Source organism: Vannielia sp. SX4 (assembly GCF_052828525.1).
Genome location: NZ_CM128247.1, coordinates 1,587,262 through 1,599,898 on the forward strand (window position 1 = coordinate 1,587,262; position 12,637 = coordinate 1,599,898).

13 protein-coding genes are annotated in these 12,637 nt (G+C 65.7%); 11 read left to right on the top strand and 2 right to left on the bottom strand.

The window, feature by feature from the left end; translation table 11 throughout:
- The first annotated feature begins 4 nt into the window (after positions 1 to 4).
- The 11 genes from ACUXVX_RS07900 (at position 5) to folD (ending at position 11,962) form a co-directional block, all read left to right on the top strand.
- On the top strand, positions 5 to 1,186 hold the full coding sequence (locus ACUXVX_RS07900; RefSeq protein WP_446311104.1) for a hypothetical protein: 1,182 nt from the start codon (positions 5 to 7) through the stop codon (positions 1,184 to 1,186).
- 149 nt (positions 1,187 to 1,335) lie between these two features.
- Complete coding sequence (gene tolB, locus ACUXVX_RS07905; RefSeq protein ID WP_446311105.1) at positions 1,336 to 2,658, top strand: Tol-Pal system beta propeller repeat protein TolB; 1,323 nt, start codon at positions 1,336 to 1,338, stop codon at positions 2,656 to 2,658.
- A 116-nt stretch (positions 2,659 to 2,774) separates the two neighbouring features.
- The gene (gene pal, locus ACUXVX_RS07910; RefSeq protein WP_222470097.1) at positions 2,775 to 3,296 is read left to right on the top strand and encodes a peptidoglycan-associated lipoprotein Pal; all 522 of its coding nucleotides are present in this window, start codon (positions 2,775 to 2,777) and stop codon (positions 3,294 to 3,296) included.
- A gap of 7 nt (positions 3,297 to 3,303) precedes the next feature.
- Positions 3,304 to 4,158: a tol-pal system protein YbgF gene (ybgF, locus tag ACUXVX_RS07915; protein ID WP_446311518.1), complete on the top strand. Its 855-nt coding sequence runs from the start codon at positions 3,304 to 3,306 to the stop codon at positions 4,156 to 4,158.
- Entirely contained in the window at positions 4,149 to 5,399 is a 1,251-nt protein-coding gene (gene tilS / locus ACUXVX_RS07920) for a tRNA lysidine(34) synthetase TilS (protein WP_446311106.1), read from the top strand. Before ybgF ends, tilS begins: the two co-directional genes overlap by 10 nt.
- A 78-nt stretch (positions 5,400 to 5,477) precedes the next feature.
- The gene (gene ftsH, locus ACUXVX_RS07925; RefSeq protein ID WP_446311107.1) at positions 5,478 to 7,403 is read left to right on the top strand and encodes an ATP-dependent zinc metalloprotease FtsH; all 1,926 of its coding nucleotides are present in this window, start codon (positions 5,478 to 5,480) and stop codon (positions 7,401 to 7,403) included.
- A 128-nt stretch (positions 7,404 to 7,531) separates the two neighbouring features.
- Positions 7,532 to 8,302 carry a methyltransferase domain-containing protein gene (locus tag ACUXVX_RS07930; protein WP_446311108.1) on the top strand — a complete coding sequence of 257 codons (771 nt, stop codon included), beginning with the start codon at positions 7,532 to 7,534 and terminating at the stop codon, positions 8,300 to 8,302.
- Positions 8,303 to 8,313: 11 nt separating this feature from the next.
- On the top strand, positions 8,314 to 8,898 hold the full coding sequence (locus ACUXVX_RS07935) for an MOSC domain-containing protein (protein WP_446311109.1): 585 nt from the start codon (positions 8,314 to 8,316) through the stop codon (positions 8,896 to 8,898).
- Positions 8,899 to 9,037: 139 nt separating this feature from the next.
- A complete protein-coding gene (locus ACUXVX_RS07940; protein WP_446311110.1) occupies positions 9,038 to 10,714 on the top strand; it encodes a formate--tetrahydrofolate ligase in 1,677 nt (558 codons plus the stop codon).
- A complete protein-coding gene (locus ACUXVX_RS07945; protein ID WP_446311111.1) occupies positions 10,714 to 11,025 on the top strand; it encodes a chorismate mutase in 312 nt (103 codons plus the stop codon). The genes ACUXVX_RS07940 and ACUXVX_RS07945 overlap by 1 nt, the downstream gene beginning before the upstream one ends.
- A 37-nt stretch (positions 11,026 to 11,062) precedes the next feature.
- Complete coding sequence (gene folD / locus ACUXVX_RS07950) at positions 11,063 to 11,962, top strand: bifunctional methylenetetrahydrofolate dehydrogenase/methenyltetrahydrofolate cyclohydrolase FolD (protein ID WP_446311112.1); 900 nt, start codon at positions 11,063 to 11,065, stop codon at positions 11,960 to 11,962.
- Here folD and ACUXVX_RS07955 read toward each other — a convergent pair.
- A complete protein-coding gene (locus ACUXVX_RS07955) occupies positions 11,951 to 12,175 on the bottom strand; it encodes a hypothetical protein (protein WP_446311113.1) in 225 nt (74 codons plus the stop codon). The two genes, folD and ACUXVX_RS07955, sit on opposite strands and share 12 nt — an antisense overlap.
- A gap of 24 nt (positions 12,176 to 12,199) precedes the next feature.
- A complete protein-coding gene (locus ACUXVX_RS07960) occupies positions 12,200 to 12,610 on the bottom strand; it encodes a PaaI family thioesterase (RefSeq protein WP_446311114.1) in 411 nt (136 codons plus the stop codon).
- Between the last annotated feature and the right edge of the window lie 27 nt (positions 12,611 to 12,637).

Genomic DNA, 12,637 nt, shown 5'->3' on the forward strand with positions numbered 1-12,637 from the left:
GCTCATGCCCGAGAAACTCGACAAAAGCACCATCATCTCCGGCGGGGCCCACCTTGGGCTGATCGGCTGGGCGCTGATTGGCGGGGTGATCCATTGGGAGTCGCCCGCCGAAACGGTGACCAATGTGTCGATGATTTCGGGCGACGAGTATGCCGCGCTGGTCTCCAACGCGACCGATCCGGCGGCGGCCGGTCCTGAAGTGCCCGAAGCCCCCGAAACACCCGAGCCGCCCGAGACCGAGCCGGAAACCCCCGAGCCGCCTGCACCTGAGACCGAGCCGCAGCCTTCCGAAGCGCCGCCGCCCCGGGCCGCGGAGGTCGCGCCTGACGAAGCACCAGACACTTCTGCGCTGGAGCCGCTGCCCGAGGCCGAGGTGACAGAGACAGCCCCTCCTGCGCCCGAGGCCCCGGTTGCCGCGCCTGACGAGCCCCCCGGCGCCAGCCTCGTGCTCGACAGCTCCCGCCGCCCGAAGGAGCGCCCGGCGCAGCGCGTGGCGCCAACGCCTGCCGTGGCCCCCGAGCCGGACGCTGCGGTGGATACGGAGATGACCGAGGCCGCCGAGCCGACGCCCGCCGAGGAAGAGCCAGCGCAGGAAGCGCAGGAGGATACCGCACCCGAGGCCGCCAACACCGAGATTGTGACCGAGGCCGAAGAACCTGCGGGCGGTGAGGTCGTGGCGCTCGCGCCCACCGGCTCGCCCCGCCCCAAGAGCCGCCCGGCCCGCCGCGCGCCCGAGGCCGAGCCGGCCCGCGCGGAAACCTCCCAGGATACATCCGATGCGATTGCCGATGCGGTGGCCGATGCCGTAAGCGAGGGGCAAAGCGCCTCGGAGCCTGCCAATGCCACGCCAACCCGGAGCGGCCCGCCGATGACGGCTGGCGAAAAGGACGCGCTGCGGGTCGCTGTGCAGCAATGCTGGAACGTGGGCAGCCTCTCAACCGACGCGTTGCGCGTTACGGTGACGGTGCTGGTTGCGATGAACGAAAACGGCACGCCCGACAATGGCTCCATCCGGATGGTGGGTAGCGAAGGCGGGTCCGACGATGCGGTGCGTCAGGCCTTCGAGGCGGCTCGCCGTGCGATCATCCGGTGTGGTTCGCGGGGCTTCCCGCTGCCTGCCGAGAAATACGGTGAATGGGCGGAGATCGAGATGGTCTTCAATCCCGAGAAGATGAGGATCAAGTGACACGCCCGGCCATCAATCCGCCATGTCACGGAACTTTGCCCCTCTCGGGGGACTATGCCTATCAATCACCATGGCAGAAACCTGCCGATATTGAATAACACGAGGCTCCCGGGCTTCATGACAGACGAAATGCGAGGAATGAGAGCGGCATGAAGAAACTTACCCATATCCTTGCGGGCCTCGCGCTCGCCCTCGGCATCAGCCCCGCCATCGCGCAGGACGGCCCGCTCCGGATCGAGATCACCGAGGGCGTGATCGAGCCGCTGCCCTTTGCCATTCCGGTGTTTATCGCCGAGAACGCCGCCGCGCAGGAATATGCCGCGCAGCTCTCGCAGGTGGTCGCCGCAGACCTCGCGGGCACGGGCCTCTTCCGCCAGATCCCGCGCGATGCATTCATCTCGAACGTCTCCAACTTCGACGCGCCGGTGCAATATGCCGACTGGAAGGCGATCAACGCGCAGGCGCTCATCACCGGCGCCGTTTCGGTGGCCGAAGGCGGGCGGGTGAACGTTAAGTTCCGCCTGTTCGACGTGTTCTCCGAGGCGCCGCTGGGTGATGGCCTCCAGCTCGGTGGCACCACGACGAGCTGGCGCCGCATCGCGCACAAGGTGGCCGATCAGGTTTACAGCCGGATCACCGGCGAAGGCGGCTACTTTGATAGCCGGGTGGTCTTTGTTCACGAGGAAGGGCCAAAGAACGCCCGGCAGAAGCGGCTGGCGGTGATGGATTACGATGGCGCCAATGTGCAGTATCTGACCGGGAGCGCCTCGATCGTGCTGGCGCCGCGCTTTTCGCCCAACGGCGACCGGGTGATCTACACCAGCTACGAGACCGGCTTTCCGAAGATCTACATCATGGATGTAGGCACCGTGCAGCGCCGCATTCTCGATGACCAGCCGGGCACCATGACCTTCGCTCCGCGTTTCGCGCCCGACGGGCAGACGGTGGTGTTCTCGCTCGAGCGTGGGGGCAACACGGATATCTACAACCTCACGCCCGGCGGCACCGCACAGCCGCTGACCAACGCGCCCTCCATCGAGACTGCGCCCAGCTATTCGCCCGATGGGTCGCAGATCGTGTTCGAGAGCGACCGCTCCGGCACCCAGCAACTCTACAAGATGTCGGCTGGTGGCGGCGAGCCCACGCGGATCAGCTTTGGCGAGGGCCGTTACGGCACGCCGGTCTGGAGCCCGCGCGGCGACCTCATCGCCTTCACCAAGCAGCACCAAGGCCGATTCCACATTGGTGTCATGCGCACCGATGGCTCGGAGGAGCGGCTGCTCACCGCCAGCTTCCTCGATGAGGGCCCAACATGGAGCCCCAATGGCAGGGTCATCATGTTCACCCGGTCTGGCAGCGGGGCAGGGGGCGAGAGTGCGCTTTACTCCGTCGATATCTCCGGCCGTAACCTGAAACGGGTGCCCACCCCCGGCGCGGCCTCCGATCCGGCATGGTCGCCGCTTCTGCCCTGACCGGCGAGGGCCGTGCAGGGTAACACATATGTTTCCCAACCCCGGTGCGGGGTGGTATAGACAACGCCAAGGAAAGCGCCCGCAACAGGGCGCACCATGAGAGAGAGGCAGTCGAGATGAAAAAGATCCTCGTGAAGTCCGGGCTGATCGCCCTTGCAGTTGCGGTTTCGGCCTGTACCGACCCGGGCCGGTTCGGCGCAGGTGGCGCGGGCGGCGACGGGACCGTGGGCGCAGATGCCTATGACCCGAACAACGCCGCATCCAACCCCAACTCGCCCGAGTACTTTTCGCAGCGCGTGGGTGACCGCGTGCTCTTCGCAGTTGACCAATCGACCCTGTCGCCCGAAGCGCAGCAGACCCTGACGGCGCAGGCACAATGGCTGAACACCAATGGCTCCTACTCTGCCATCGTGGAAGGCCACGCCGACGAGCAGGGCACCCGTGAATACAACCTCGCTCTCGGCGCCCGCCGGGCCAATGCGGTGCAGGAGTACCTGATTTCGCAGGGCGTGGCCGGTTCGCGGCTCAGGACCGTGAGTTACGGCAAGGAGCGCCCGATCGAGGTGTGCTCGACCGAGGCATGCTATATGAAGAACCGCCGTTCGGTGACGGTGCTCTCCGCAGGCGCAGGGTTCTGATCCGATGATCCGGGGCGCTCTCTTCGCTTCGCTCCTTGCGCTGGCTGGCGGCTCCGCCACAGCGCAAGACGCTCAGACCCTTGCCGATATCCGGCAGGAGCTGGCGACTGTCTATGTCTCCATGCAGGAGCTGAAGCGTGAGCTCTCCACCACGCAGGGTGCCTCTGGCGGCGCCGTGGCGGGCTCGGTGCTGGACCGGGTGAACGCGATCGAGGCTCAGCTTCAGGCGCTCACCTCGCGCACCGAAGACATGCAGAACCGGATTGACCGCGTTGTGTCGGACGGCACCAACCGGGTCGGCGACCTTGAGTTTCGGGTCTGCGAGATCGAGCCGGGCTGCGACTTTGGCGAGATCGGTGACACCCTGCCGCTAGGCGGCACTGCGCCCAGCACGGGCGGCGCTGGCCAGGCCGCGGTGATCACGCCCGATACCGGCAACGGCGGCACGACGCCCGCCCCCTCTACCGGCCCTGCGATGGCCGTGGCCGAGCAGGCCGATTTCGACCGGGCGAAGGCGGCCCTCGACTCCGGTAGCTTTCAAAGCGCCGTTGACCTCTTTGCGTCCTTTACCCAATCCTACCCGGGTGGCCCGCTGACCGGCGCCGCGCACTTCTGGCGTGGCGAGGCACTCTACGAGCTTTCGAAGGTCCCCGAGGCGGCGCGCGCCTACCTCGAGAGCTACTCCTCGGATCCGCAGGGCCCGATGGCCGCTGACGCGCTTTTCAAGCTGGGCACCTCGCTGGCCGACCTTGGCCAGAATAACGAGGCCTGCACCACGCTGGGCGAAGTGCAGGCGCGCTTCCCGCAGAGTGACGTGGCCTTCGATGCCGGGGCCGCACGGCGCACCATCGGGTGCAGTTGAGCCCCGCCGAGAGTGTTTCTGCCGCTTACTCGCGCCTCTTTGAGGGGTCGCCACCCGAGCGGCTTGGCATTGCGCTATCCGGCGGTGGGGACAGCACCGCACTGCTGGTTCTGACCCGGGAGGCCTTGCCGGAAACCCGCCTCTTTGCCGCCACCGTCGACCACCGGCTCCGTGACGGCTCTGCCGCCGAGGCAGCACAGGCCGGGGCGCTGTGCCGGTCGATGGATGTGCCCCATGAGGTGTTCCCTTGGGAAGGTTGGGCCGGGGAGGGGAACCTTCAGGCCGAGGCCCGTTCCGCCCGTTCGGCGCTTCTGACTGACTGGGCAGATCGTCACGGGCTGGCGCATGTGACCCTCGGGCACACCCGGGACGATCAGGCCGAAACTGTGCTGCTGCGGCTGGCCCGAGGGTCCGGGGTAGACGGTCTTGCCGCTATGCCCGAGCGGCGGGTCTCGCAGGGCGTAGCGTGGCTGCGGCCCTTGCTCAAGATCGCGCGGCAAGAGTTGCGGGAGGTGCTGGAGGGCCGAGGCATCGCCTGGACAGATGACCCTTCGAATGAAGACGAGCGGTTTGACCGGGTGAAGGCGCGGCGCATGGCCGAGAGCCTCGCAGAACTGGGCCTTACACCCGCACGCCTCATCCGAACCGCCGAGCAGATGGCCATGGCCCGGGATGCTCTAAACGACAGCGCCGCCGACTACCTAAGCCGTGCGCGGGTCGAAAAGGGTGACCTTCTGATGCCCAACCCAAACCGCTTTCCAGCGCCGCGCGAAATTCTGCTGCGAGCCTTCGCCCATGCGCTCTGCTGGGTGTCTTCCAGCGTGTACCGCCCCCGCTTCGATGCGTTGACTGCCATGTTGGACGGGCTGGAGCAAGGCAAGGCTGGCACCCTCCACGGGTGCCGGATTTCGAGCGAAGGCACGCTTTGGCGGGTCGCCCGTGAATATGCCGCCGTGGCCGAAACCGCGACCCCGCCCGCGGCGCTGTGGGACAAGCGCTGGCAGTTCCACGGCCCGCCCCCGCCAGCGGGCGCCCATGTCGCTGCACTAGGCGAGATCGGCCTGGAAGAGTGCGAGGTATGGCGGGCAAGCGGGCTGCCGCGCTCATCCTTGCTGGCCACCCCTGCGCTCTGGCTCGGGGAGCGCTTGCTTTCGGCCCCACTGGCAGGCCGGCCCGAGGGTTGGACCGCGCGGCTTTGTCACGGGGCGGAACACCTTGTTTCCACCCTCCGCAGCGATTGAACCCGCGACAAAAACCCCTATGTTGTGCGATGAACCGCGCCCGCGCGGCATTCTAGCTTTCCGGGAGGTGTCTGCCTGATGGGCAATGCACGCAATATCGCGTTTTGGGTCGTTCTGTTCGTTCTGATCCTTGCGCTCTTCAACCTCTTCTCCGGCGACAACGCCACCATGTCGTCGCGCAACCTGAGCTACTCCGACTTCGTCGAGGCGGTAGAGAACGGGAGCGTCAGCGAGGCCACGATCGACGGTGAGGAGATGCGCGTCCGCACCACCGATGACACCACCTACACCACGATCATCCCGCCCGGCGTGGACCCGACCGAAGTACTGATTGCCAATGACGTCGAAGTGAGCGCCAAGGCCCAGCAGCAGAACGGCCTGCTGGCCTATATCGGCACGCTGCTGCCCTTCATCATCCTGATCGGCATCTGGATCTTTCTGATGAACAGGATGCAGGGCGGCGGACGCGGCGGGGCGATGGGCTTCGGCAAATCCAAGGCCAAGCTGCTGACCGAGAAGCACGGGCGCGTTACTTTTGACGATGTGGCCGGTATCGACGAGGCCAAGGAAGAGCTTGAAGAGATCGTCGAGTTCCTGCGCAACCCGCAGAAGTTTTCGCGCCTCGGAGGCAAGATCCCCAAAGGCGCTCTGCTTGTCGGCCCTCCGGGCACCGGTAAAACCCTTCTGGCCCGCGCGATTGCGGGCGAGGCGGGTGTACCCTTCTTCACCATCTCGGGTTCGGACTTCGTGGAAATGTTCGTGGGCGTCGGTGCAAGCCGCGTGCGTGACATGTTCGAGCAGGCCAAGAAGAACGCGCCCTGCATCGTCTTCATCGACGAGATTGATGCTGTCGGTCGCTCCCGTGGCGTCGGCTACGGCGGTGGCAACGACGAGCGCGAGCAGACCCTCAACCAGCTGCTGGTCGAGATGGATGGCTTTGAGGCCAACGAAGGCATCATCATCGTCGCCGCCACGAACCGGCCCGACGTGCTTGACCCGGCGCTGCTGCGCCCCGGCCGCTTCGACCGGCAGGTGCAGGTGCCGAACCCCGACATCAAGGGCCGGGAGAAGATTCTCGGCGTGCACGCCCGCAAGGTGCCGCTTGGCCCCGATGTGGACCTGCGCATCATCGCTCGTGGTACGCCCGGTTTCTCCGGCGCGGACCTCGCCAACCTCGTGAACGAGTCCGCGCTCATGGCCGCCCGCGTGGGCCGGCGCTTTGTGACGATGGAAGACTTCGAGAACGCCAAGGATAAGGTGATGATGGGGGCCGAGCGGCGCTCCATGGTCATGACCGAGGACGAGAAGAAGCTGACCGCCTACCACGAAGCCGGCCACGCGGTGGTGGGCCTGAACGTGCCGCAGCACGACCCGATCCACAAAGCCACGATCATCCCCCGCGGACGGGCTCTCGGCCTCGTGTTGAGCTTGCCGGAGCGTGACCAGCTTTCGGTGAGCTACACCAAATACAAGAGCCAGATCGCAATGGCGATGGGTGGGCGCGTGGCCGAAGAGCTGATCTTCGGGCCGGACAACGTGACCTCCGGCGCGGCCTCCGACATTCAGCAGGTGACGCGGATCGCACGAGCGATGGTGACCCGCTTCGGCTTTGACCCGGAACTTGGCTACGTGGATTACGCCAACGAGCAGCAGAGCTATCTCGGCGGCTACCAGGGCCAGACCAACCATTCCGGCATCACACAGAAGCTCATTGACGACAAGGTGCGCGACCTCGTCGATGAGGGCTACGAAACCGCCAAGCGGATCCTGACCGAGAAGTCGGAAGATCTGGAGCGGCTGGCGCAGGGCCTCTTGGAATATGAGACGCTGACCGGCAACGAGATCACCCGCGTGATCGCCGGGGAGCCGCTCAACCGCGGCGATGATGACGATACCGGTGCAGCGCCTGGTGGCGGGCAAAGCGACAAGCCCTCCTTGACGGCTATTCCCAAGACCAAGCCACGCAAAGGTGGCGGCGGCATGGAGCCCGAGCCCTCTGCCTGACTGGGACAAAGATTGATGGAAACGCCGCGCAGATGCGCGGCGTTTCTGCTTTGGGGCAGCGGTAAGCAGGCTGTCTTGATGGTGATCGCTGCCACATGGTATGCATTTGCATACAATGAGGCCCGCCGATGACTGACTGGAACAGCGATCTCTATTCCCGCTTCGCCGCTCCCCGGCTCCGCCCAGCGATGGATTTGCTTGCACAAACCGGGCATTTGCCGGACGGCCCAGTGGTGGACCTTGGGTGCGGTACCGGCGTGATGGGCGAGGCGCTCGCAGCGTGCCATCCCGAGCATCGGCTGATCGGCGTCGACAATTCGCCCGCGATGCTCGTCAAGGCGCGTTCCGTCCCGGCCTATGACAAATTACTTGAAGAAGACGCCGCCACTTGGGCGCCTGACGTTCCGCCAGCGCTGATCTTCTCCAATGCCGCGCTGCAATGGCTGCCGGACCATGCCTCCCTGTTCCCGCATCTGGTCCGCCTGCTCGCATGCGGTGGCCAGCTTGCCGTCCAAATGCCGCTTCAACACCACGCCCCGTCGCACTGGCTCATCCACGAAATCGCAGTCGACCTCTTCCCAAACCGCTTCGACGCGCCGCGCGAACCGGTCGCCGCGCCCGAGACTTACGCGCGCTTGCTTGCGCCGTTGGGTGATGCCGATGTGTGGGAAACCACCTACATCCAGCGCTTGCCCTCTGCAGTCGAAGCACACCCCGTGAGGCTCTTCACCCAATCCACCTTCATGCGGCCCTACACCGGCGACATGGATGCTGCCGAAGAGGCCCGTTTTCTCGCCGCCTACGACGCCGCCCTCGCCACCGCCTACCCACCCGAGGCAGACGGCACAGTCCTCTTCCCCTTCCGGCGGCTCTTCCTTACGGTCCGCCGCAACAGATGAAGGAACGCGCAATGGCCGGACTGAAGAAGATCGACGCAACTGCCACGGTGACCTGGCTGGGCTGGGTTGAGAGCAGGGAGGCCACCCTGCGCTCGGAGCCGCTCGAAACGGTGGATGCCACGCTGGAAGGCTTCCCCGGAGAAGACCACGGTGGAGCGACGCGGCCCTCTTGCTCGCGCGTCCTCGCGCTGTACCCGGAGCGCGGCACGCCCATTCGAAACACCCGCCAGCTGTCGATCCTCTCAGCCGAGGAATTGGCCGAAATCGCGCAGACCCTTGGCCTCGAGGCGCTTTCGCCGGACCTCCTCGGCGCATCGCTCGTTCTCTCCGGCCTGCCGGACTTTTCCCACATCCCGCCCGGCACCCGGCTTCAGGCGCCATCGGGCGCGACGATCACCGTCGACCTTGAGAACGGCCCGTGCAACTTTCCGGCCAAGGAAATCGAAGAGACCCACCCCGGACACGGCAAGGGCTTCAAGGCGGCGGCGATGGGAAAGCGTGGTGTCACCGCGTGGATCGAACGCGAGGGCCGGATTGCGGTGGGAGACACGCTCACTGTGTTCCTCCCCGACCAGCCCGCCTGGGCGGGCACCTGAGCTACCGGGGTTTCCAATCGGCAACCCCGGTTTCCCGCACCCGGCGTTTCCGCGCCCGAATATGTCGCAATAGGCCCGCTGCCGGGCTGGCGTGAGCGCTACCACGTGAGTAACACCGCGACCGGAGGAGGGAGGCCCCATGAGCGTGAAATCCGACATTGAGATTGCCCGCGAGGCGAAGAAACGCCCCATTCAGGAGATCGGCGCAAAGCTGGGCATTCCGGAGGAGCACCTGCTGCCCTACGGCCATGACAAGGCCAAGGTCGGTGAGACGTTTATCTCGGGCCTGAAGGACCGCGCAAACGGCAAGCTTATCCTCGTGACCGCGATCAACCCGACCCCGGCAGGTGAGGGCAAGACGACCACCACAGTTGGTCTTGGTGACGGGCTGAACGCCATCGGCAAGAAGGCGGCGATCTGCATCCGCGAAGCCTCGCTCGGCCCTTGCTTCGGCATGAAGGGTGGCGCGGCTGGCGGCGGCTACGCGCAGGTTGTCCCGATGGAGGAGATGAACCTCCATTTCACCGGCGATTTCCACGCGATCACCAGCGCACACAATCTGCTCTCGGCGATGATCGACAACCACATCTACTGGGGCAACGAGCTGGGCATCGACGAGCGCCGCGTCGTTTGGCGCCGGGTGATGGACATGAACGACCGCGCTCTGCGTGATGTAGTGGTGAGCCTGGGCGGAGTGGCCAACGGCTTCCCCCGACAGGGCGGGTTTGACATTACCGTGGCCTCCGAGGTCATGGCGATCCTTTGCCTTTCGACCGATCTTGCGGACCTCGAAGATCGGCTCGGCCGGATCATCGTGGCATATACCCGCGAGCGTGAGCCGATCACCTGCGAGCAGATTGGCGCGGCTGGGGCGATGACGGTGCTCTTGAAGGACGCGATGCAGCCCAACCTCGTTCAGACGCTGGAGCATAACCCGGCCTTCGTGCATGGCGGCCCCTTTGCCAACATCGCCCACGGGTGCAACTCGGTCATCGCCACCACGACCGCGCTCAAACTGGCCGACTACGTGGTGACCGAGGCGGGCTTCGGCGCCGACCTCGGGGCCGAGAAGTTCATGAACATCAAGTGCCGCAAGGCCGGGCTCGCGCCCGACTGCGTGGTGCTGGTGGCCACGGTGCGGGCGATGAAGATGAACGGCGGCGTTGCCAAAGCCGACCTCGGCGCGGAGAACGTGGCAGCAGTGCAAGCGGGCTGCCCCAACCTCGGGCGGCATATCCAGAACGTAAAGAGCTTCGGCGTGCCAGTGGTCGTGGCGATCAACCACTTTGTCTCCGACACCGATGCTGAGGTGCAGGCGGTGAAGGACTATGTCGCCGAAATGGGTTCGGAGGCGATCCTCTGCAAGCACTGGGCCGAGGGCTCGAAAGGCACCGAAGCGCTGGCGACCCGCGTGGCCGAGATTGCAGATAGCGGCGCCTCGCAATTCGCGCCGCTCTATGCCGACGAGTTGGGCCTTTTCGAGAAGATCGAAACCATCGCGACCCGCATCTACCACGCCGACGAAGTGCTGGCTGACAAGAAGATCCGCGACCAGCTCCGCGCGTGGGAGGCGGCAGGCTTCGGCCACCTGCCGGTTTGTATGGCCAAGACGCAATACAGCTTTTCGACCGATCCCAACCTGCGCGGCGCGCCCACCGGCCATTCGGTGCCTGTGCGCGAGGTGCGCCTCTCTGCCGGAGCCGGTTTCATCGTGGCGATCTGCGGGGAGATCATGACCATGCCGGGCCTGCCGCGGACCCCTGCCGCGCAAAGCATCGGCCTGAACGAGGCGGGCGACGTGGAAGGGCTGTTCTGATGCGCAAGCCGCCTGCCGAGATCGGCACCATGGAGGAGATGCGCGCGCAGATCGACCAGATCGATGCGGCGCTGATCACCCTGCTGGCGGAGCGGCAGGCGCATGTGGATTGCGTTCCGGCGCTGAAGCGGGCGGCAGGCATCTCTGCCGCCGCTCCCTCCCGCGCCGAGGCAGTGCTTAAGAACGTCACCGCCAAGGCAGAGGCTGCCGGGTTCGCTCCGGAACTTGCCCGCACCATGTGGCGCGAGATGATCGATTTTTACGTTGCCCGCGAGCAAGAGCAGCTTGGCACCGGCGGCGCCGACCGTTAGGCGCTGGCACAGGATACGCACCCAGATGGAGAGCCACATGAGCGCAAAGACGATCGACGGAAAAGCCTTCGCGGCCTCGGTTCGGGAAAAGGTGGCGGGCCATGTGGCGCGGCTCAAGGACGAGCATGGCATCACGCCCGGCCTCGCCGTGGTGCTGGTGGGCGAAGACCCGGCGAGCGAGGTCTACGTGGCGGCCAAGCACCGGCAGACAGTTGAGGTTGGCATGGCCAGCTTCGAGCACAAACTGCCCGCCGATGCTTCCGAAGAGACGCTCTTTGCCCTGATCGACAGACTCAATGCCGATCCGGCGGTGCATGGCATCCTCTGCCAGTTCCCGGTGCCCGAGCAGCTTGACGAGCGCCGCACGGTGGCGCGGATCGACCCGACCAAGGATGTCGACGGGCTTAGCGTGACCAACGCAGGGTTGCTGGCGACCGGCGGCGAGGCGCTTGTGAGTTGCACGCCGCTCGGCTGCCTGATGCTGTTGCGCGATCAGCTCGGTGACCTCACCGGCAAGGAGGCTGTGGTGATCGGGCGCTCCAATCTCTTTGGCAAGCCGATGGGCCAGCTCCTGTTGCAAGACAACTGCACGGTGACCATTGCCCACTCGCGCACCAAAGATCTCGCCGAAGTATGCCGCCGCGCCGATATTCTCATCGCCGCCGTGGGGCGGGCCGAGATGGTGCAGGGCGATTGGGTCAAGCCGGGTGCGACGGTGATCGACGTGGGTATCACGCGCATTCCGCACCCCGACAAGCCGGGCAAGACGAAACTCTTGGGCGATGTGGATTTCGCGGCGGCTTCGGAAAACGCAGCGGCGATCACGCCGGTGCCGGGCGGGGTCGGGCCGATGACCATCGCCTGCCTGCTGGCCAACACGCTCACCGCCTGCTGCCGGGCGCATGGATTGCCGGAGCCCGAAGGTCTAACCGCCTGAGCGCAGACGAATTTCGCGGGCGAGCGCTTGGCGTTCGTCCGCCAATGCGCCCTCGATTGCAAAGGCCTCCTCATTGACTGCGCCCGGGTCTTCCTGCCCGTCGCGCATGGCCTCCTCCAGCCATTGCAGGATGTCGTCCTTGCCGCGCCCGGCGACGATCATCGCGATGACCTGACGCTGGGCGATCAGCCTGCCTTCGGTGGTGCTATCCATCTCGCTTTCCTTTCTTTCCAGGTGTCACACCGGGATCATCGTACCCTGTAGGACCGCACAATGGCGGCGCGTTTCGTTATCGACGGCAAACACATCTGCCGCCACCACAACCAGCCGCCGCCCATTCTTGATGACGCGCCCCTCCGCGACCAGCCGCGTGCCGGCGGCGGGGGCGATGAGGTTGATCTTCATCTCGATGGTCAGAACCTCCTTGTCCTCCGGCATGACCGAGAGGGCGGAGTAGCCCGCCGCACTGTCACCCAGCGAAAAGGCAAGGCCCGCGTGGGCGTAGCCATGCTGTTGCAAAACGTGGTCTGCGATGGGGGCGCTGAGGGTCACCCGGCCTTCGGCAATGGCAGCCACTTCGGCCCCAAGCGTTGCCATCATGCTTTGTCGGGCGAAACTGTCGCGGATGCGGTCTTCGATACTTGCCATTTGCGGCCCTCCCCGGTTCAGGCTGCG